The organism is Qiania dongpingensis, from assembly GCF_014337195.1.
In the GTDB taxonomy this organism is placed as follows: domain Bacteria; phylum Bacillota; class Clostridia; order Lachnospirales; family Lachnospiraceae; genus Lientehia; species Lientehia dongpingensis.
Window position 1 is genome coordinate 1,995,041 of record NZ_CP060634.1, and the last position, 20,766, is coordinate 2,015,806.

General features: G+C 51.8%; 24 protein-coding genes. 19 read left to right on the plus strand and 5 right to left on the minus strand.

Annotation, left to right across the window (positions count from 1 at the left end):
- Positions 1–79: 79 nt before the first annotated feature.
- From H9Q78_RS09290 to H9Q78_RS09380, 19 genes are all read left to right on the plus strand, one after another.
- Positions 80–1,948, plus strand: coding sequence for a glycosyl hydrolase family 18 protein (locus H9Q78_RS09290; protein WP_249301209.1), 1,869 nt, complete (start codon positions 80–82; stop codon positions 1,946–1,948).
- Between the two features lie 123 nt (positions 1,949–2,071).
- On the plus strand, positions 2,072–2,755 hold the full coding sequence (locus H9Q78_RS09295; protein WP_408635204.1) for an N-acetylmuramoyl-L-alanine amidase: 684 nt from the start codon (positions 2,072–2,074) through the stop codon (positions 2,753–2,755).
- Positions 2,756–2,796: 41 nt separating this feature from the next.
- A complete protein-coding gene (locus H9Q78_RS09300) occupies positions 2,797–3,855 on the plus strand; it encodes an L-threonylcarbamoyladenylate synthase (protein WP_249304804.1) in 1,059 nt (352 codons plus the stop codon).
- Between the two features lie 4 nt (positions 3,856–3,859).
- Positions 3,860–4,336, plus strand: a complete 477-nt coding sequence (locus H9Q78_RS09305) for an arsenate reductase/protein-tyrosine-phosphatase family protein (protein ID WP_249301213.1) — start codon at positions 3,860–3,862, stop codon at positions 4,334–4,336.
- Positions 4,317–4,745, plus strand: a complete 429-nt coding sequence (gene rpiB, locus H9Q78_RS09310) for a ribose 5-phosphate isomerase B (protein WP_249301214.1) — start codon at positions 4,317–4,319, stop codon at positions 4,743–4,745. Before H9Q78_RS09305 ends, rpiB begins: the two co-directional genes overlap by 20 nt.
- A gap of 41 nt (positions 4,746–4,786) precedes the next feature.
- Positions 4,787–5,275: a deoxycytidylate deaminase gene (locus tag H9Q78_RS09315; RefSeq protein WP_249301216.1), complete on the plus strand. Its 489-nt coding sequence runs from the start codon at positions 4,787–4,789 to the stop codon at positions 5,273–5,275.
- 131 nt (positions 5,276–5,406) lie between these two features.
- Complete coding sequence (locus H9Q78_RS09320; RefSeq protein WP_249301218.1) at positions 5,407–5,652, plus strand: AtpZ/AtpI family protein; 246 nt, start codon at positions 5,407–5,409, stop codon at positions 5,650–5,652.
- The gene (locus tag H9Q78_RS09325) at positions 5,645–6,055 is read left to right on the plus strand and encodes an ATP synthase subunit I (RefSeq protein ID WP_249301220.1); all 411 of its coding nucleotides are present in this window, start codon (positions 5,645–5,647) and stop codon (positions 6,053–6,055) included. Before H9Q78_RS09320 ends, H9Q78_RS09325 begins: the two co-directional genes overlap by 8 nt.
- Positions 6,056–6,098: 43 nt before the next feature.
- The gene (gene atpB, locus H9Q78_RS09330) at positions 6,099–6,794 is read left to right on the plus strand and encodes a F0F1 ATP synthase subunit A (protein ID WP_330595129.1); all 696 of its coding nucleotides are present in this window, start codon (positions 6,099–6,101) and stop codon (positions 6,792–6,794) included.
- Between the two features lie 60 nt (positions 6,795–6,854).
- Positions 6,855–7,103: an ATP synthase F0 subunit C gene (gene atpE / locus H9Q78_RS09335; protein ID WP_147595379.1), complete on the plus strand. Its 249-nt coding sequence runs from the start codon at positions 6,855–6,857 to the stop codon at positions 7,101–7,103.
- Positions 7,104–7,155: 52 nt separating this feature from the next.
- A complete protein-coding gene (gene atpF, locus H9Q78_RS09340; RefSeq protein ID WP_249301222.1) occupies positions 7,156–7,722 on the plus strand; it encodes a F0F1 ATP synthase subunit B in 567 nt (188 codons plus the stop codon).
- The gene (gene atpH / locus H9Q78_RS09345) at positions 7,710–8,258 is read left to right on the plus strand and encodes an ATP synthase F1 subunit delta (RefSeq protein ID WP_249301223.1); all 549 of its coding nucleotides are present in this window, start codon (positions 7,710–7,712) and stop codon (positions 8,256–8,258) included. The genes atpF and atpH overlap by 13 nt, the downstream gene beginning before the upstream one ends.
- A 43-nt stretch (positions 8,259–8,301) precedes the next feature.
- Complete coding sequence (gene atpA / locus H9Q78_RS09350) at positions 8,302–9,813, plus strand: F0F1 ATP synthase subunit alpha (protein ID WP_147595376.1); 1,512 nt, start codon at positions 8,302–8,304, stop codon at positions 9,811–9,813.
- 4 nt (positions 9,814–9,817) lie between these two features.
- Positions 9,818–10,687 (plus strand): ATP synthase F1 subunit gamma, encoded by an 870-nt coding sequence (gene atpG, locus H9Q78_RS09355; protein ID WP_249301224.1) that lies wholly within the window; start codon positions 9,818–9,820, stop codon positions 10,685–10,687.
- Positions 10,688–10,751: 64 nt separating this feature from the next.
- On the plus strand, positions 10,752–12,143 hold the full coding sequence (gene atpD / locus H9Q78_RS09360; protein ID WP_249301226.1) for a F0F1 ATP synthase subunit beta: 1,392 nt from the start codon (positions 10,752–10,754) through the stop codon (positions 12,141–12,143).
- 12 nt (positions 12,144–12,155) lie between these two features.
- Positions 12,156–12,563, plus strand: coding sequence for an ATP synthase F1 subunit epsilon (gene atpC, locus H9Q78_RS09365; protein WP_147595373.1), 408 nt, complete (start codon positions 12,156–12,158; stop codon positions 12,561–12,563).
- Between the two features lie 81 nt (positions 12,564–12,644).
- Entirely contained in the window at positions 12,645–13,748 is a 1,104-nt protein-coding gene (locus tag H9Q78_RS09370; RefSeq protein ID WP_330595130.1) for an aldo/keto reductase, read from the plus strand.
- 22 nt (positions 13,749–13,770) lie between these two features.
- Positions 13,771–14,886 (plus strand): ComEC/Rec2 family competence protein, encoded by a 1,116-nt coding sequence (locus H9Q78_RS09375; protein ID WP_249301229.1) that lies wholly within the window; start codon positions 13,771–13,773, stop codon positions 14,884–14,886.
- 218 nt (positions 14,887–15,104) lie between these two features.
- On the plus strand, positions 15,105–15,554 hold the full coding sequence (locus H9Q78_RS09380; RefSeq protein WP_249301231.1) for an Hsp20/alpha crystallin family protein: 450 nt from the start codon (positions 15,105–15,107) through the stop codon (positions 15,552–15,554).
- A 107-nt stretch (positions 15,555–15,661) separates the two neighbouring features.
- Here H9Q78_RS09380 and H9Q78_RS09385 read toward each other — a convergent pair whose 3' ends face one another.
- The 5 genes from H9Q78_RS09385 to H9Q78_RS09405 all read right to left on the minus strand — a co-directional run bounded on the left by H9Q78_RS09385 (position 15,662) and on the right by H9Q78_RS09405 (position 20,492).
- The gene (locus H9Q78_RS09385; protein WP_249301233.1) at positions 15,662–16,618 is read right to left on the minus strand and encodes a hypothetical protein; all 957 of its coding nucleotides are present in this window, start codon (positions 16,616–16,618) and stop codon (positions 15,662–15,664) included.
- A gap of 45 nt (positions 16,619–16,663) precedes the next feature.
- Positions 16,664–18,196 (minus strand): MBOAT family O-acyltransferase, encoded by a 1,533-nt coding sequence (locus H9Q78_RS09390; RefSeq protein ID WP_249301235.1) that lies wholly within the window; start codon positions 18,194–18,196, stop codon positions 16,664–16,666.
- A 37-nt stretch (positions 18,197–18,233) separates the two neighbouring features.
- Positions 18,234–18,566, minus strand: a complete 333-nt coding sequence (locus H9Q78_RS09395) for an acyl carrier protein (RefSeq protein WP_249301237.1) — start codon at positions 18,564–18,566, stop codon at positions 18,234–18,236.
- 7 nt (positions 18,567–18,573) lie between these two features.
- Positions 18,574–20,082, minus strand: coding sequence for an amino acid adenylation domain-containing protein (locus H9Q78_RS09400; RefSeq protein ID WP_249301239.1), 1,509 nt, complete (start codon positions 20,080–20,082; stop codon positions 18,574–18,576).
- A 185-nt stretch (positions 20,083–20,267) separates the two neighbouring features.
- Positions 20,268–20,492, minus strand: a complete 225-nt coding sequence (locus tag H9Q78_RS09405) for a hypothetical protein (RefSeq protein ID WP_249301241.1) — start codon at positions 20,490–20,492, stop codon at positions 20,268–20,270.
- Between the last annotated feature and the right edge of the window lie 274 nt (positions 20,493–20,766).

Genomic DNA, 20,766 nt, shown 5'->3' on the forward strand with positions numbered 1-20,766 from the left:
ACTGTAAAAGCAGATGCGGCAGCGCATACTCAAAATAAGTAAAATGTAAGTGAAAAATTGATTGACAGAGGTTATAGATATGACAGAATTGCGAAGGACATATAATAGGAAGCCGGGCAAAAGCTACGGAGGCCGGGAGTATAGAAATGGCCGGCCGGTGTGCCAGGGAACGGGCGGGGGTCCATCAGGAAAGAGGAAGAGGCCGAAAGGCTCTCCGATATTTTACGTATGCCTTTTGTTGGCCTTGGCAGTTTTGGCTGCCGGCGCGTTTGTGCTGTTTCGAAAATTCGGGCCGGGTACTGCCTGGGCAGACTATAAGACTGTTTATGGCATGGGTGCAGACGGTACCGCTGTCTTTCACGGCGGGATACAGACACAAAGCGCGGCTTTGTCCCGGAATGGGAAGCTTTACCTTCCGGCAGATGCCGCCGCTGAGACAGACAGCAAATGGTATTTCAGTGATGAGGGACTGCTTCTTTATTCACTGGCGACTGAGACGGTGAGCATCCAGCCGGGGTCCCACACTTATGCAGTGGGAGGACAGACCACCGACATGGGTTATGAAATCTGTTTTACAGAAAATGGAAAGGCATATGTTTCCGTTGACTTTATGGCGGCTTTTACCGGAGTTCAGATTTCCAGCTTTCCATCCGATCAAGAAAGCGGGCTGCCCGCGAGGCTTTATCTGGAGAATGACTGGGGGACTCATTTAAAAGCGGAAGCGTCGGGGAAAACAGCAGTCCGCGTTTTGGCCGGGATTAAGAGCCCAATCCTCACGGAGACGGAGAAGGGAAGTACCCTGTATATCATTGATACCGTGGATGATTGGACCAGGGTTCGGACGGAAGACGGATTTGTGGGATATCTGAAGACAAAGTATCTGAAAAATCAGCAGGAATACCAGCTGTCCTCCAGCGCAGCACTGCCGGAATATACAGCGGTCAAGAGTGATAAGAAGATCAGTATGGCCTGGCATCAGGTGTTCAGCGCCGGAGACAACGCTGAGCTTTCAGAATATCTGGAGGGCACAGAGGGGATCACGGTGCTGTCTCCTACCTGGTTTTCTGTGGCAGATAACAGCGGGGCGCTTAATTCTCTGGCAGACGCCTCCTATGTGAGCCAGGCCCATGAACGGGGCATGCAGGTTTGGGGCCTTGTCGACGATTTTGACAGCAATGTGGATGTGCTGACACTCCTGTCTTCTTCAGCGGCCAGGAGAACAATGGTCGATCAGCTCATGAACGCAGTTTCCCAGTACGGGCTGGACGGGATCAATGTGGATTTTGAGAGCATCAAACAGGACAGCGCCCCTCATTTTCTGCAGTTCATACGAGAGCTTTCCATCGCCTGCAGACAGGCCGGTAAAGTACTCTCCATAGATAACTATGTGCCTTCCGGAGGCCGCAGCTGGTATAACCTGAAGGAGCAGGGACAAGTGGCGGATTATGTAGTCATCATGGGCTATGATGAGCACTATAAAGGCTGCTGCTCCGGGACCAATGCTTCTCTCAGCTTTTCGGAGCAGGGGATTGTCAATACCCTTAGGTCGGTACCGGCGGATAAGGTGATAAACGGACTTCCGTTTTTTATGCGGGTATGGCAGGAGACACCGGAAGAGAATGCGCCCGCGGATGCCAAGCTTTATGATGACGGGCTGTCCGTCTATGAGGGACGGTATGCCAGGGATTCAAAAGCTGTGGGAATGGACGAGGCACAGCGGCTGTTATCCGCCCATGGCGTGACACCGGAATGGAAGGAGAAGCTGGGCCAATATTACGGTCAATATGAGGAGGATGGCTCCACATGGCGCATCTGGCTGGAAGACGCCAGATCCATAGGGCTTAAAATGGAGAAAGTGAAGCAGTATGACATCGCCGGGGCTGCTTTTTGGAAACTGGGGCTGGAGTCCTCAGACGTGTGGCCGGTGATCGGGCAGTACCTTCAGTGACGCTCTGAATCCTGAAAGGAAAGAATAATCAGACTGACTAATATAATGGAATCCCCCGGGCATATAGTATAAGGAACTATTAGCTCGGGGGATTTGACCTTGAAAAAGTGTGTGGAGTTTGTGATGGGTATCTGTCTGCTGCTGGCGGTCTTCATGCTGACAGGCCCTTTGGCGGGAATCTGGAAAAAAGCGGGAGGTACGGAGGTGTCCGGCGAGAGCGGGAAGCTGCCGGTTATTGTACTGGATGCCGGACATGGGGGCGATGACCCAGGCAAGGTGGGCATCAACAACGCTCTGGAAAAAGAAATCAATCTGGCTGTCACTCTGAAGGTAAAAGCCCTTTTGGAGAAAGAAGGAGTGGCTGAGAAGGTCATTCTCACCAGGGAGGACGACAACGGTCTTTACAATTCCGGAGACAGCAATAAGAAGGTGGCGGATCTTAACAAGCGATGCGAGATCATTGAAAAGAATAAGGCGGATTTTGTGGTCAGCATCCATCAGAACAGTTACAGTGACGGAGCCATTCAGGGAGCGCAGGTCTTCTATTATAAAAGCTCCGAGAAAGGGAAACAGCTGGCGGAAGCCATCCAAAACAGCTTTAACCAGACGATCAGCAGCAATAAAAAACGTTCGGCTAAGGCCAACGGGGATTATTATATGCTGCTTCATGTATCCTGCCCCATCGTTATCGCGGAATGTGGATTTTTGAGCAACTGGGACGAGGCAGAGAAGCTGACCTCGGAGGAATATCAGGAACAAGTGGCGGAAGCAGTGTGTCAGGGAATTCTGAACTATTTGAAAGAGTAGTCTTTCCATTTTGAAGCAACGATGCTATACTAAAGGTTATGATGATTACAAAAGTGGTGAAAATAGACGAATCCAATATAAGCCGGGAGGCTGTCCGGGAAGCGGGCCGCATCCTGGCGGGCGGAGGGCTTGTGGCCTTCCCCACGGAAACGGTGTACGGCCTGGGGGCGAATGGGCTGGATGCCAGAGCCGCGGCGAAGATATATGAGGCGAAAGGACGTCCTTCTGACAATCCGCTGATCCTCCATATCGCCCGTATGGAGGAGCTGGAACCTTTGGCGGCCGAGATACCGGAGGAAGCCAGGGCGCTGGCTTCGGCTTTTTGGCCCGGTCCCATGACGATGATATTGAAAAAGACGGCGGCTGTGCCGTATGAAACCACCGGCGGTTTGGATACGGTGGCCGTTCGTATGCCCAGCCATCCTGTAGCAAACGGCATTATCTCGGCAGCGGGCGTGCCCATCGCGGCGCCCAGCGCCAATAAATCCGGCCGGCCGAGTCCTACGAAAGCATCCCATGTTATAGAAGATATGGATGGGAGGATTGATATGATCGTGGACGGCGGAGAGGTGGGAATCGGACTGGAATCTACGATTATAGATATGTCTGAAGGAATTCCTACGGTGCTGCGTCCTGGGTATATCACCATGGATATGATACGCCGTATTACCGGAAGAGTAGAATTGGATAAGGCCAGTATGGGACAGATGGCGCCGGGAGTCCACCCTAAGGCGCCGGGCATGAAATACCGGCATTATGCGCCGAAAGCGGAACTGACCATTTTTCGGGGCAGGCCGGAGATTTCCGCGGCCGCTATTTCTTCGGCGCTGAAAAAGGCGGCTTCAGAGGGAAAAAAAGCCGGGGTCATCTGTACGGAAGAATCCATAGGGCTTTATGAGTCGCCTGTGAAAAAATGTGTGGGATCCAGGCGGAATCCAGAGACGATCGCACATAATCTCTATGATGTGCTCCGCGCTTTTGACGAAGAACAGGTGGATTGTATATTTTCTGAGAGCTTTGAGGACTATCCTTTAAGCGGAGCGATCATGAACCGTCTGATCAAGGCGGCGGGCCACAGAATAGTGGAATGTCAGGAGTGATGGAATGGCAAGGGTGAAGAAAATTATGTTTGTCTGTACGGACAACACCTGCCTGAGTAATATGGCCGCGGCTGTATTTGAGGGCATCCGGGGAGAAAGAGAGATCAGCGTGGCCTCCAGGGGCCTGGTGGTCTTATTTCCGGAACCCATCAACCAAAAAACCGTCGCGATCTTAAAAAGCCACCATCTGGAGCTTCTGGAGGAAGAAGCGAAGCCCCTGGAGCGGAAGGATTTTATTCCGGGCACCCTGGTGCTTACCATGACTGCGGCTGAAAAGCATCAGGTGAAAGAGCGATTCCCGGAGATGCCCAATATTTTCACGCTGAGGGAGTTTACCGGCCAGGAAGGAGATATTGTTGAACCTTTGGGCGGTACTTTGGCCGATTATGGGGCATGCTATGAACATATAGACCTATTGACAAAAGTTGCAGCAGAAATAATATTCAAGGAGGAGACCGAGAATGATAGCGTTGGGATGTGACCATGGAGGATATGAACTGAAGCAGGAAATTATCGCCTATTTGGAGAAGAACCATCTGGAATATAAGGACTTTGGATGTTTTAGCAAAGAAGCAGTGGATTATCCGGAGTACGCGAAGCTGGTGGGCCATGCGGTGGCCGGCGGAGAATGTGAAAAAGGAATCCTGATCTGCGGGACAGGCATCGGTATCTCAATTACTGCCAATAAGATCAAGGGAGTCCGCGCGGCCCTTTGTTCGGACTGCTTCAGCGCAGAAGCGACAAGACTTCACAATGATGCGAATATATTGGCGATGGGTGGCCGCGTAGTAGGAGCCGGGCTGGCCCTTAAGATCGTGGACATTTTCTTAAACACGCCGTTTTCCGGTGATGAACGCCACGCCAGACGGATCAGCAAGATCGAAGACTGAACCGGCAGGCGGATGATACGAAAGAAAGCGAGGTGTCGGGCATGACTGAGAAGCGGAAGGACTACATTTCGTGGGACGAGTATTTTATGGGAGTGGCGGAGCTTTCTGCTATGCGTTCCAAGGATCCCAGCACCCAGGTGGGCGCTTGTATCGTGAGCCAGGACAATAAGATTTTGTCCATGGGATATAACGGATTCCCAAAGGGCTGCTCTGATGATGAATTTCCCTGGGGAAAAGGCTGTGAAGATCCCTATGAGACGAAGTATTTCTACAGTACGCACAGTGAGCTTAACGCCATACTGAACTACCGCGGAGGCAGTCTGGAGGGCAGCAAGCTTTATGTGACATTGTTTCCGTGCAATGAATGTGCGAAAGCGATTATACAATGTGGGATTAAAATGATTATTTATGCGGATGATAAATATGGAGACACTCCGGCGGTGCGTGCGTCCAAGCGGATGCTGCTGTCGGCGGGCGTGGAACTGGTGCCCTATAAACGCACGGGAAGAAAACTGGAAGTTATCGTTTAGGAGACGGTCCAGAGGACTTTTTGTACGACAAATGGGGCTTTTTGTTCATTGAATCCAGGATTTTTAGATGATATAATGTTATGGTGTACGCGGGGGCTGCCGGCTTCCTGCGGCAATGGAAGGGTGGTCGCATGAAAAAAAGGCATCGGGAACTGGTGCGCTGCCTGGCTCTGGTGAGCCAGCTCGGCATTACCATGCTTACGCCGGTCATCCTGTGCGTGCTTTTGGGCGTATGGCTGGATAAAAAGTTTTCTACGTATTTTACCCTGCCGCTTCTGCTCCTCGGAATACTGGCCGGGGCGAGAAGCGCGTATCTTCTGGCCAAGAAAGCGGTCAGGCCGGACGAAGAGGACGGCGAGGAGGAAGACGATGATTAAATACGCCGGCCAGGTGGTCAAAGAAGTGGTCCTCGGTATACTTCTCTGGGGAATACTGGGACTTGCCGTGATTTTGATATTTTGGGGAGCGCAGGTTAGAATTCTTTTAGGATTCTTATTGGGAGTCCTGATGGCGGCCGGTTATTTCCTTCATATGAGCGTCACTCTGGAGACCTCCATTGATATGATGGAGGAAAAGACCGCGAAGAACCATGCGTTCCGGTCTTATATAATACGAGTCGCTGCAGGGGCTTTCGTTCTTTTAGCCGCCTGGAGCTCAGGCTGGTTTGATATGCTGGCGATTCTGGCAGGCCTGTTCACACTTAAGCTGGGGGTATATTTGAGACCGCTCATCCATAAGGCTTTCTGCCGTTTCGGAAAAGATTTGGATTCCGAAGGCTGAAGGATAGATAGAAAACCTACTTTAATAAGAAAGGGGTGAGAGCATGAGAATGATTCTTTGTGAAGCGGATTTTGCCATCCATGGGCTGGTGAGCTATGAGCTGTTTGGACATACGTTTTGGCTTACGACTACCCATGTGTCCATGATAATCGTGACAGTCGTCATATTGATATTTGCCTTTGCAGCCAACCGCTGTATGAAGAAAGCGAAGGAAGTCCCGACCGGTTTCCAGAACGCGGTGGAAATGATAGTGGAAATGCTGGGAAAAATGGTCAGCACCAATATGAAAAAGCCGAAAAAGTTCCTGAACTATATCGGCACTTTGTTTTTGTTCATATTGATATGCAACCTTTCCGGGCTATTGGGACTCCGGGGGCCGACGGCTGATTACGGAGTGACGCTTTGCCTGGGTCTGATAACATTTGTACTGATCCAGTACAACGGGATCAAATGTCAGAGAGCGGGACATTTCAAGGCGCTGTTTGAGCCGATACCTTTGTTTTTTCCAATCAACCTGATAGGCGAGATCGCAACACCGATATCATTGTCATTGCGTCTGTTTGCCAATATGCTGGCCGGAACCATCATAATGGCGCTGTGGTATGGGATCATACCGATAGTAATCGCAAAGCTGGGGATACCGGCATTTCTGCACGCGTATCTGGATCTGTTTTCCGGATGTATCCAGACCTATGTGTTCTGCATGCTGACCATGGTGTATGTGGACGATAAGATGTGAGAGCAGAAAGAATGAAAAATCTAAAGTTATGAGAATCAAAACATTGAAGGAGGATTTACTATGATTACAGGACAGGATTTAATCTATGCGTGCTCAGCAATTGGCGCAGGTCTGGCGATGATCGCCGGCATAGGACCCGGCGTTGGACAGGGGATCGCGGCCGGTCATGCGGCGGCGGCAGTTGGACGCAATCCGGGAGCGAAGGGCGATATTACGACCACCATGCTTCTCGGACAGGCAGTAGCGGAGACTACCGGTCTTTACGGCCTCGTAGTCGCATTCATCCTGATGTTCGTGAAACCTTTCTAAATAAAGAGGATAGGAGACTCCATTCAGGGAGTGGAAGAGAGGAGGCGGAACATTGGGAGCGATATTGGCAGCGGGGAATTTTCTGGCGGCCAGCGGGGAAGAGTATACCAGGATTCTGGGGCTTGACCTGCAGCTGATCCATGACGCCCTGCTTTTGGGCGTCAACATTTTCATCCTGTTTTTCGCCTTGTCATATCTGCTTTTTAATCCGGTCCGCAATATGCTGGAGAAGCGTTCGGAGAAGATCCGGACGGATCTGGATACTGCCGCGGAGGACAAAAGGACGGCGGCGGGGCTGAAGACCGAATATGAAGCAAGGATAAAGGATATCGACAAGGAAGCAGAAGCGATTCTGGCGGAGGCCAGAAGGAAGGCATTAAAACGGGAAGAAGAGATTCTGGAAAACGCCAAAGCAGAATCAGCCCGCATTATTGAAAGGGCCGGCCGCGAGGCGGAGCTGGAAAAGAAAAAGGCCCTGGATGATATGAAGCAGGAAATGATAACCATTGCGTCCATGATGGCCGGAAAGGCCGTGGAGGCATCCATGGATGTGAAGATCCAGGATGAGCTGATAGAAAGGACGTTAAAGGAAATAGGTGATGACACATGGCAAAGCTGATTTCAAAGACATATGGCGAAGCGCTTTTTGAAACAGCCCTGGATGTGAAGAATGTGGACGGACTGTTTGCGGAAGCGGAAGCCGTCCGGGAGATCCTTTCGGATAATCCGAAGCTTCTGAAGCTGTTCAATCATCCGAATATCATCAAGGAAGAGAAGCTTGAGGTGATGGAGTCCGTATTTAAGGGCCGCGTATCGGCGGAGATGACGGGGTTCCTGAAAGTCGTCATCGAAAAAGGGCGCCAGAATGAGCTGGACGCGATTCTTTCTTATTTTATCGGTGAGGTAAAGGAGTATAAAAAGATAGGAATCGCTTTCGTGACCTCGGCAGCGCCGCTTTCCGATGAACAGAAAGAGCAGATTGAACAGAAACTGCTGGAAACCACCAAGTATGAAGCGTTTGAGATGAATTTCCGCGTCGATGAGAGCCTTATCGGGGGTCTTGTCATCCGGATTGGAGACCGCGTGGTGGACAGCAGTGTAAAGAGCAGGCTGTATGAGCTGAAGAAAGAGCTCATGAAGATTCAGCTGGGCTGAGTGGCCTGCGATCATATCAATAGAAAGAAGGTGCGAAAGCTCCATGAATTTAAGACCGGAAGAAATCAGCTCTGTCATCAAAGAGCAGATTGAGAGATATTCCTCCCGCCTGGAGGTGTCCGACGTGGGCACGGTCATCCAGGTCGCAGACGGAATCGCACGTATCCACGGCCTTGAAAAAGCAATGCAGGGCGAGCTTCTGGAATTTCCAGGAGAGGTTTATGGCATGGTCCTCAATCTGGAAGAGGACAATGTGGGCGCCGTGCTTCTGGGGGACCAGAGAAACATTGCGGAAGGGGATACAGTAAAGACCACCGGCAGGGTAGTTGAAGTGCCTGTGGGAGACGGAATGCTGGGGCGTGTCGTGAATGCCCTTGGCCAGCCCATCGATGGGAAGGGCCCTATCCATGCGGACAGATACCGCCAGATTGAGCGTGTGGCGCCCGGCGTCATCACCAGGAAATCGGTGGATACCCCTCTTCAGACAGGGATCAAGGCCATTGACGCCATGGTGCCCATCGGAAGAGGACAGCGTGAGCTGATCATAGGAGACAGGCAGACGGGTAAGACCGCTCTTGCCATTGATACCATTATCAATCAAAGGGGAAAAGGCGTATACTGCATCTACGTGGCGATCGGGCAGAAGGCGTCTACGGTTGCGGGAATCGTGAAGACCCTGGAAGAATATCAGGCTATGGATTATACCACGGTAGTGGCGGCGACGGCCAGTGAAATGGCGCCGTTACAGTATATTGCGCCCTACTCCGGCTGTGCCATCGGTGAGGAATGGATGGAAGCCGGCAAGGATGTGCTGGTGGTATATGACGACTTGTCGAAGCATGCGACGGCATACCGGACGCTTTCCCTGCTTCTGCGCAGGCCGCCGGGACGAGAAGCCTATCCAGGCGATGTATTCTATCTGCACTCCAGGCTTCTGGAGCGGGCGGCCAGGCTGTCCGACGAACTGGGAGGAGGTTCCCTTACGGCGCTTCCCATTATTGAAACTCAGGCCGGCGACGTATCGGCGTATATTCCCACAAATGTGATTTCCATCACCGACGGCCAGATTTATCTGGAAACGGAGATGTTCAACGCGGGATTCCGCCCCGCCATCAATGCGGGTCTTTCTGTGTCACGAGTGGGCGGCGCGGCGCAGATAAAGGCGATCAAGAAGATCGCAGCGCCCATCCGTGTGGAGCTGGCCCAGTTCCGTGAGCTGGCGGCGTTCTCACAGTTCGGTTCTGAGCTGGATGCAGACACCAAGGAAAAGCTGGCCCAGGGCGAGCGTATCCGGGAGGTTCTCAAGCAGCCGCAGTATCAGCCCATGGGCGTGGAATATCAGGTGATCATCATTTACGCGGCGACTAAGAAGTATCTGCTGGATATCCCGGTGGATGAGATCCTGCGTTTTGAAAAAGAATTGTTTGAATTTGTGGATACAAAATATCCGGAGCTTCCTGAAGCTATCCGGAGGGAGAAGGCGCTTTCTCCGGAACTGGAGGAAAAACTGGCCAAGGCTGTTTCTGAATTTAAGGAACAGTTTGAACTGAGGTGATTTTATGGCTACAATGCGCGAGATCAAGAGAAGGAAATCCAGTATCCAGAGCACTCAGCAGATCACCAATGCAATGAAGCTGGTATCTACAGTTAAGCTGCAGAAATCCAGGGCAAAGGCGGAGAACACGCGTCCTTATTTTGATCTGACTTACAGTACGGTCTGCTCGATTCTGGCCCATACTCAGAATGTGCGCCATCCTTATCTCCAGAAGGGAGTCTCAGATAAGCAGGCGGTCATAGCCATCACCTCCAACCGGGGGCTGGCCGGCGGCTATAATTCCAACATTGTGAAGGAAGTCACTGCGAATCTGGAACCGGGACGGGTGAAGCTGTATGCCATCGGCCGCAAGGGCAGGGACGCCCTTGTGAGAAGAGGGTATGGTATTGCCAGGGATTATTCTGACGTGATCGAGGAGCCTTCTTATGCGGATGCAGCGGCCATAGGCCGGGCGGTCCTGGAAGCTTTTCAAAGCGGTGAGGTCGGCGAGATCTATCTGGCTTATACGTCATTCAAGAATACGGTCAGCCATGAACCCAGGCTCATCAAGCTGCTTCCCATCGAACTTTCGGAGGAAGAGCTGGCAGCGGGGCAGGCGGGTTCCGGGGACAGGGAGTGCCCGATGAATTATGACGGGGATGAGGAAGAGGTTTTAAATGCCCTGATTCCCGGCTATGTATATAATCTGATCTACGGCGGAATGCTGGAGTCCATCGCCAGTGAGAACGGCGCGAGGATGCAGGCCATGGATTCGGCGACGAGCAACGCGGAGGAAATGATAGATAAGCTGTCATTGCAGTATAACCGGGCGAGACAGTCCTCTATCACGCAGGAGCTGACCGAGATCATCGCTGGCGCAGAGGCTCTGAACTGAGAAAACGGCGGTCAGAAAAATGCGCTGCGGGATGTAAAAATTTAGGAAAAGGAGTGAACAAGGAATGCCAGAGACGAATATCGGCAGAATCACCCAGATCATCAGTGCCGTCCTGGATATCAAGTTCAGTGAAGGAAAACTCCCCGATATCAATGAGGCGATCAAGGTGCGGAGGAGTGACGGGACGGATCTGACTGTGGAAGTATCCCAGCATCTGGGCGATGATACGGTCAGGTGCATTGCCATGGGTTCTACGGACGGACTTGTCCGCGGCATGGAGGCGGCGGCCACAGGCGGCCCCATCACGGTGCCTGTGGGCGAGAATACTCTCGGACGGATTTTTAATGTCCTGGGAGAGCCCATAGATAATAAAGAAGCTCCTAAAACAGAGGAACGCCTTCCCATTCACAGGAAAGCGCCTTCTTTTGAGGAGCAGGCGACAGATACGGAGATTCTGGAGACAGGCATCAAGGTAGTGGACCTTCTATGTCCCTATCAAAAAGGCGGGAAGATCGGCCTTTTCGGAGGGGCCGGAGTGGGAAAGACAGTACTGATCCAGGAGCTGATCCGGAATATCGCGACGGAGCACGGAGGATATTCTGTCTTCACCGGCGTAGGCGAGCGTACCCGTGAGGGCAACGATCTGTATTACGAGATGCAGGAATCAGGCGTAATCAATAAGACCACCATGGTCTTCGGCCAGATGAATGAACCGCCGGGAGCCAGGATGAGAGTGGGGCTGACCGGCCTTACCATGGCGGAATATTTCCGAGATAAGGGCGGCAAGGATGTCCTGCTGTTCATTGATAATATTTTCCGTTTCACACAGGCAGGCTCCGAGGTATCGGCGCTTCTTGGCCGTATGCCGTCGGCCGTGGGCTATCAGCCTACGCTGCAGACGGAGATGGGCGCTCTTCAGGAGCGTATCACTTCCACGAAGAGCGGTTCTATTACTTCCGTACAGGCAGTTTATGTGCCGGCCGATGACCTTACCGACCCGGCGCCGGCTACGACCTTCGCTCATTTGGACGCTACCACCGTGCTCTCCCGTTCCATCGTGGAGTTGGGCATATATCCGGCCGTGGATCCTCTGGAATCCACGTCCAGGATATTAGATCCCCGTATCGTGGGAGAAGAGCATTATGCAGTAGCCCGAGGGGTGCAGGAGATTCTGCAGAAATACAATGAGCTGCAGGATATCATCGCAATCTTGGGTATGGATGAATTGTCTGAGGAAGAGAAGCTGACTGTGTCCAGGGCGAGGAAAGTACAGAGATTCCTGTCTCAGCCGTTCTTTGTGGCCGGCCAGTTTACCGGTCTGGAAGGACGCTACGTGCCGCTTTCTGAGACCATTCAGGGCTTCAAGGAGATCATCGAAGGCAAATATGACGATATTCCTGAGAGTCATTTCCTCAACGCGGGCAACATCGATGACGTACTTGCTCGTGTAAATTAAGGGGGTGTTCCGGTGGCAGACGAGAAATTATTTGACCTGCGGGTGATCACGCCCGACCGGGTGTTCTATGAGGATAAGGTAGAAATGGTGGAGATGAATACCAAAGAGGGGGCCATAGGCGTCTATAAGAAGCATGTGCCCACCACCTGTATCCTGTCCCCGGGTATTCTTATTATCCACCGGCCTGGAGGAGAAAAGAAAAAGGCGGCGCTCCACGGAGGTTTTGCGGAGATCCTCAAGGATAAGGTGACGGTTCTCGCCGAGGCGGCGGAATGGCCGGAGGAAATCGATCTGGAGCGGGCTAAGAAAGCAAAAGAACGGGCAGAAGAGCGTATCCAGTCTCAGGGAGGCGAAATGGATGTGATAAGGGCAGAAATGGCCCTTCGCCGTGCTCTGGCCAGAATAAACGCAGCAAAATAAGTAACGAGGCTTTGGCCGCCGGCAGTGAGCCGGCTGGCCGGAGCTTTTTATATTAAAAGCGGCCCCCGCAGGAGGTACACGATGCTGGGGTTTCCTCATAGATGGAGGGAAGGCGTTGTTTATCAGCCCGGATGGATGGGCAGGAAAGGGAGGGAGATCATGGAATACCGAGAGCTTGGAAAGACAGGTCTGAAGGTTTCAAGAGTAGGGTTTGGAGGGCTTCCGCTGCAGAGAGTGGATGCCGCGGAGACGAAGAAGATTGTGAAGAGCCTTTTGGACACGGGTGTGAATTTCATTGATACGGCAAGGGCTTATTCGGTCAGTGAAGGATTTCTGGGAGAGGCTCTGGAAGGAGTGCGGGAAAAATTCGTCCTGGCGACGAAGAGCATGGCCAGGACCAAAGAAGAGATGGAGAGGGACATCGATATCAGCTTAAAAAATCTCCGGACTGGATATATCGATCTTTACCAGGTACATAATCCCAACATGGAACAGCTGGAGGCCGTCATGGCAGAAGGCGGCGCTTTAGAAGCCCTGGAGGAGGCCAGAAGGGCGGGAAAGATCGGCCATATCGGTGTTACGGCTCATTCTCCCAAGGTGTTTGAGAAAGCTCTTACCCTTCCCTGGGTGGAGACTATCATGTTTCCCTACAATGTGGTCGAGCGCCAGGGAGAGGAATATATCCGCCTTTGTCAGGAGAAGAACATTGGCTTTATTGCCATGAAGCCCATGGCAGGCGGAAATGTTGAAAACGGTTCTCTGGCTGTGAGATTCATCTTACAGAATCCGGCGGTGACGGTGGCGATACCGGGTATGGCCGCGGTCAGCGAGGTGGAGGAAAACGCGGCGGCGGCCGATGACCATGCGCCTTTCAGCGAACGGGAGAAAGAGGAGATGGCGGCCCTTGAAAAGGAATTGGGGACTCAGTTCTGCCGGCGCTGCAATTACTGCGCGCCCTGTACGGCAGGAATCGCCATTCCCAATGTGTTTTTATTTGCCGGGTATCTGAGGCGGTATGATCTGGCGGCGTGGTCAAAATCCAGATACGACAGCCAGGCCGTAAAGGCTGATGCCTGCATGGACTGCGGAGCCTGTGAAGAACGCTGTCCTTACCATCTTCCAATCCGTGAGATGCTCAAACAGGCCCATACGGCGCTGGAGGCAGTGGGAAAAGACGAAAAGTAGACAGAAGAATTGAGAGAACTATATGAGGACTAAACGAAGGATAACAATTTGGAGAGGCTTATTATCGGCCCTTTCCATAATCCTGCTGATTGGCACGTTAAACGCCTGCGGAAAACAGGAATCCACATACGCAGGAAGCCCCTTGGCGGATGCTCAGGCGCAGGACAGCCGGGAAGAGGCAGATCTGGCTGTCCACTACCTGGACGTGGGACAGGGAAGCGCTGCTCTTTTGGAATCGGACGGACACTATGTGCTGATAGACGGAGGCGTCAATGAATATTCGTCGTTCGTGGTCAGCTATCTGAAAAAGCAGGGAGTAGAAACATTGGACTATGTCGTGATCACGCATTATGACGCGGATCATTTGGCCGGCGTCATCGGCGTGCTTCACCAGTTTTCTGTAAATCAGGTGTTGTCCGCGGATTACGAGGCCGATACAAAGCTCTACCGCTCTTATACGGAGATCATGGAGGAAAGATCCGTTCGGGAGCAGCACCCCCGGATCGGGGAGACCTACACGTTTGGCTCCGCTCTCATCCGGATTACCGGCCCGGTCAAATATGACTATGAAGATGAGAATGACAATTCCGTCAGCGCCGTGGTGTCTGCCGGGAGCAATAAATTTTTCTTCGGGGGAGATATGGGAGAAGCTTCGGAAACAGACGTGCTGGAAGAAGGGGTCGATGTGGAGGCGGATGTATATCTGGTCAATCATCATGGCTCGGATACCGCAACTACAGAAGCCTTTTTAGAAGCGGTGGCCCCTTCGGCAGCAGTTATCAGCTGCGGTTCCGGGAATTCCTATGGACATCCCAAAGAAGCGGTGCTTGAGAGGCTTTCCGAGCAGGGGGCAGAGGTTTACCGGACGGATATTCAGGGGACGCTTATTGCCCGCAGCGACGGGAGAGAAATCATATTTGATCAGAAGCCGGATAAGGCAGAGACAGATGCGAATCAGGCGGGTGCAGCCGGTGAAGAGACAAGGGAATATATCCTGAATACTAACACGAAGAAGTTTCATTTGCCGGACTGCGGCAGCGTGAAGGACATGAAGGAGAAAAACAAGAGGTCTTTTGTGGGAAGCCGGCAGGAGGTCCTGGACGAGGGATACAGCCCATGCGGGAACTGCAGGCCATGAACATTCCTCTTTAATTATGAAAACCTCAGTGATGACTCTATTTTAGTCGCTGAGGTTTTTTTGTGAACTTTTTGTGAAATCAGCACTCGACGGTTGACAGCGCTAATAATAAGTGTTATATTACACATAGAACATAAGGAACAGAAAAAAACTTCCAGATGTTCCAATACCGTTGATGTAAGAACACCATGACATAGAAAAGAATGGAGGAATGAATTATGTTGATGCCTAGTATTTTTGGAGAAAATTTATTTGATGAAATGATGGATTTTCCTTGGGGAAACGATTTCTTTGGAAGGCGCAGTCCTCTGTATGGGAAGAACGAAAAAAATCTGATGAAGACAGATGTGAAGGAAACAGACGGCAGCTACGAGGTAGCGATCGATCTGCCGGGATTTAAGAAAGAAGATGTGTCGGCTACCCTGGAAAATGGTTATCTGACGATTCAGGCGGTAAAAGGCTTGGACAAAGAGGAAAAGGATAAAGAAGGGAAATATATCCGACGCGAACGCTATGCGGGCAGCTGCTCCAGAAGCTTTTATGTGGGAGACAGGGTAAAAGAGGAAGATATTCAGGCCAGATTTGAAGACGGGATCTTGAAGCTTTCCGTGCCGAAAAAGAATGAGGCCATTGAAGAGAAAAAAGGTTATATTGCCATCGAGGGATAATGCTCCATTCCTCTTAACATAGATACAAGAACAGGAGGCCCCTTCCGGAAGAAACGGATGGGGCCTCCTGTTTTGCCGCGCCCTGTGTCAGAGCCGTGGAACCTTTTTCAGCTTTCCGGGACGGTCCGCCGGCAGGCTTCATAATCCTCCTGCCATTTTTCATATCCGGCCTGACCACGGCGGTCTGGCAGCCGGTAATTCTGAGAGAGGTACTCTCCGAGCGAAGCGGTCACCTTTCGGGCTCCGCTGTAGTTCAGGTGAGTTGCATCCCTGGTATCTGTCTGCCAGTCAATGCCCGTGTTCTCCAGAGCGGCGTTGTAATCCAGAAAGGGTATTTCATGGCTTGCGGCAAATGCAGAGACGGCCTTGTGCTTAGCCATACTCCAGCCGTTGGGAGATGGAACGCTGAGAAGCAGAAGCTTTATGTCATGCTTCCGGCAGAGCGATACGATACGGTTCAAATAAAAAAGCTGAGTGGGGTCCAGCGGAGCGGACGCTCCCGTATCGGCCATGTAATCGCCGGAATATGGAGTGATCTCTGTCCGGTAGGAGTAGCCGTGCATTTCGGGGACCCAAGAATAGTCTTTTGGAGAAAAGAAATCTTGGACTTTCAGATCTTTAAAGCGGTTATGAAACCGAATGGAGGGAAACCATGATTCCAGCATGGTCTTCAGGGAATTCTCAGCGGCTGCAATACCGCGTCCCTGATAAAGCGTATCGGTTTCCAGAATGACAAGCTTTGGCTTTTGACAGGAGAGAATTTCTTTTAATGCCCGATAAGACTGGCTGGCGTCATGCCAGGCGCCGCCGGAGGTATAACAGGTATAGCCGTAGTTTCCCCACAGCTGCGGCACTACGATGCCTTCAGAAGCGTTGCTGTCCCCTATGACCGCTGTATCCAGTGTGTTTTTTGGGAGCCCGTAGAAGCCTCCATAGTCATAAGTGCCCAGATGAGTATTGTCCTTGGGGGCCAGGATATTACCCGCCGCGGTCAGAAGAAGAAAAAGGATGCAGAGAAAGGAGATGGCGCGGACCATATGCCGCAGCGCCGGATGTCGTTTCATTCTAGGGTTCCTCCTCTTTCTTTATTTTTATTTCACTTTGTCTTATCAAAAATGCGCATAGATGAAGTCCACCGCCGCATAACCGGCGCCGTAAGCTCCCAGGACCAGTACGGAAAAAATTCCGGAATAATAAATGGCCCATCTCACAGGAAGCGGGAGAGCGGCTATTTCCCTACGCGGGTCTTTCCCGCGTTCCTTCAGGTGTCCCGCGGCAGCCATGATGATCAGGCCAGCGGAGAGAACAATCAGGTCAGCTCCGTCACAGCCCATTTTAAATATCGATCCGTCGGCGAAGACGGACAGAGAAAAGCCGCGGAATATGGAGAAGATCATTTTAAGACCTGTTTTCAGGCTCGCGGCCCGGAACAGAAGCATCCCGATCACGACGATGCTGAAGGTACGTATCCGCTGAAAACCGCGGTATACCAGGCTGTTTTTATCAATGCCGAGGCGGCCGGGAACATTCCGGAGCAGAGGCTCTAACAGAGTTCCCAGGCTCAGGAGGAAGAAGTAGTACAGTCCGTAAAAAATATATTTCCAGCTGGCGCCATGCCACAGGCCGTTTCCAAACCAGACCAGAAACAGAGCGCAGGTGACGGGGAACCATTTCGCCAGATGGGCCGGGAGGCGTTTCCTTGCCCATTGGATCAGGTGTTTGAAAGGACGGGACAGAGATACGCCGTAAAAAACATAGTCCCGCAGCCAGGAGCCGAGGGAGATGTGCCATCTTTGCCAGAATTCATTGATGGAGCGGGAAGAAAACGGACGGCGGAAATTTTCAGCCAGCCGGATTCCGAAAAGCTGCGCGCTGCCGGCGGCGATATCCATGCAGCCGGAAAACTCCGCATAAAGCTGAAGCGTATACAGAAGCGCCGCCGCAAGCACATAAAAGCCATGATAATTTTGCCAGTTGTCAAACACGGTATTTACGAACATGTTGGCACGGTCCGCGATAACAAGCTTTTTAAAAAGTCCCCACAGAATGAGCTGGAGGCCGCCGGTTATATTTTCGTAAGAAAGACGATGGCCCTCATAAACCTGAGCTCCCAGCTGATCATAACGGGCGATCGGCCCTTCCATAATGTGGGGAAAGAAACACATGTACAGGAGGAAACGCCCGAAATTATGGTCGGCGGGATATTTTCCCCTGGAGACGTCAATGAGATAGGAAGCAGCCTGCAGGGTATAAAAAGAAATGCCCATGGGGAGGAGAAGGGACAAAATGGGCAGTTTTCTTCCGGATGAAAGCCGTTCCAGCAGCAGATTCACATTCCGGCTGAAAAAATTATAATATTTAAAGAAAAATAAAAGGCCGAATAAAAGAAGAATACTTCCCCAGAGAAACCTCTTTTTCTTTTTTTTCTCTCCATCTCCCAGGCGGTCCATTAAGAGGGCGGCGAAGTAGACGATCAGAGTGGACAGCAAAAGGAAAAAAGGCAGGGAACCGTCTCCCAGCAGGTAAAATAAAAAGCTGGAGGCCAGAAGCACCAGGAAGCGGAAGCGCAGGGGGATCAGATAATAGAGGAGAGCGGTGCAGGGCAGAAAGCACAGCAGATACAGCCCAGTGGAATACGACATGATGTCTGTCCTCCTTTTTGATGATTTCCGCGGGTCATTATCTGGCGGCGTTCAGCCGGAGTATCATCTCATAAATCGCGTTGGCGGACTGAAAGTTCTCCGGCACGATCTCCAGGGGGGTGACCTCCACATGGAAATATTTTTCTATGTCCATGGCCAGGGACATGATATCCACAGAATCCAGGATATGGCTGTCAATGAGACTGATCTCATTTGCGAAGTCCACTCCCGGCTTCATGTTCTCCAAAATAGAGATCAGACAGGAAATGCCAGGGAGTTCTCCAGACTCGCTGCATGACCTGCAGTCTCTCCTGTTATCGACTTTTGTTTCGCCGTTTTTGGAAGCAGTCTCTTTTTTATGGAATAGCATAATGATTTCATCCTTTCTGATAAGCTTTACGAAGAGCCAGACGGTCTATTTTTCCGTTGGCATTGTGGGGAAGGCATTTTAGGCGGAATAACCTGGAAGGAAGCATGTAGTGGGGGAGCCTGCGGGACAGGGCATGCCGCAGCGGCTCTTCCTCCGCCCTGCCTTCATAGAATAGGCACAGGTCCCCGTTTTTCTCATCGTAGATACAGGCGCAGCATTTGATATCCTTCAATGTATCCGCGGCGGCTTCGATTTCTCCAAGCTCAATCCGGTATCCCATCCGCTTGATCTGGGAGTCCTTCCGGCCGATATATAAAAGCTCTCCCCGCTCATTATAACGGACCAGATCTCCGGTTTTATAGATTAATTCCGGATAATGGGGATTTAAAGGGTTCTGAACAAAGACTTTTGCCGTTTTCTCCGGATCATTGTAATATCCCATGGCGAGGAAAGAACCCCGGACGCACAGTTCTCCTTCCTCATCGGGCCCGGCTTCTCTGCCTTCATCAGTCAGGACCAGAAGGCCGCAGTTATCGCAGGCCCTTCCGATGGGAATGCTTTCCCCCTCATTAAAATAACGATTCACTTCGTAGAAGGAACAGATATCGGTGACTTCAGTAGGGCCGTAGAGATTGGCAAAATACGCATCCGGCAGATGAGAACGCCACAGGTTCAGATGCTTGACGGACATGACTTCTCCCGCGAACAGTATCTTTCTGAGCTCAGGGACTTGGACATAATCCAGCGCTTTCCAGCCGGTCACAAGACAGAGCGCAGAGGGAACCCAGTATATGGTATTGATATGGCAGTCACGGATGTATTCCAGCAGACGGACGGGAAAAGCGAAAAGCTTCCGCGGGATCAGGCAGACGGAAGAACCCGCCCGCAGTGCGCCGTAGATATCCAATACCGACATGCTGAAATAAAGCGGGGCCTGGTTCCCGAATATCGTTTCGGAATCAATATGGAAGGTGCCGGTCACCCACTGGCTGTAGGCAAGGATGCTCCTGTGGCAGACCACAGTGCCCTTGGGAAGGCCTGTGGAGCCGGAAGTGAACAGGGCGTACGCAGCGTCTGTGTCGATGGAACGGGCCCGTATAGAGGACAGTCCCTGATGGTCTACAGGAGTGTCCACAATGTCCTCATAATAATATACCGGACCGGCAAAGGCCAGATATTCCAGATGCTCTTTACAGGATTGCTCCGCCAGGATGGCCGCGGGCGACAGAACCCGGAAAATCTTTTCCATTCTGTCAGCCGGCATATCCGGATCCATCACCACATAGAACGCGCCGCAGTACAGGATACCGAACATGGCCGATATGCAGCGGGCGCTCTTTTCCATGAGAATAGCGACAGGCTTCCGCTCGGCAGAAAGAGACAGGAGCGCGCTGCCTATGGCCTGAGCTTCCTGCATAAGTGTTTGATAAGAAACAGCACGCCCATCATCAAAAAACGCAGGATGGCAGGGAGCCTGTTCGGCAGATCGTTCCAATAATTCCAGGACATTCTTCATGGTTTTCGTCTCCTTGTTTTTGTTTTCATACCTTGCCGCACGGAGTGCGCCTGCCCAGAGGGCATGAATTAAGGGATGCCCTTGGGTATACCTTGACGCACGAAGTGCGCCCGCCCGTAGGGCATGAATTAAGGGGTGCCCTTGGGTATGATATAAAATACTTTTTGGAACATTTTCAGATAATTTCAATCAAGTTCCAGTTTAGCATCGGCAAGAAGTTCCGGACCGTCACGATTTCGGTTCGCTGGCGATGCAGAGGCCGCTTTATCTCCGCTCCGGAAGTACCGCTCACATGTCGGCAGGAAATCTTTATGATTTCCCGTCTCCCGTTCGCTCAGAAACGGAATCGGTATTTCCGTTTCTGCCTCCCTCCGCCAGGGGAACACCGGCCGCTGCCCTGCGGTGCTCACCTTTAGGCCGGCCCGGAATCTTTCTGCCGGTGCCTGCCTGCCGCGCTATACTGGTCAAATTTCATTTCTTAGATTCCAGAAAAGAATCGGATATCCACACGGCCCGCGCGCCTTATGGCAGCGGGCTGCGGTGGGCCGCCCTAATGGTTTTCAAAACATGCGGAAGTTTATCTCGGTGCGGCAGGAGGAGCGGGAGGAAGGATTCGATTCCATCGTAAGGCGAGCGCCGCAAAGGCGTTAGCAGAATTTTCCCGGCCGCAGGGAGGCAAAAATC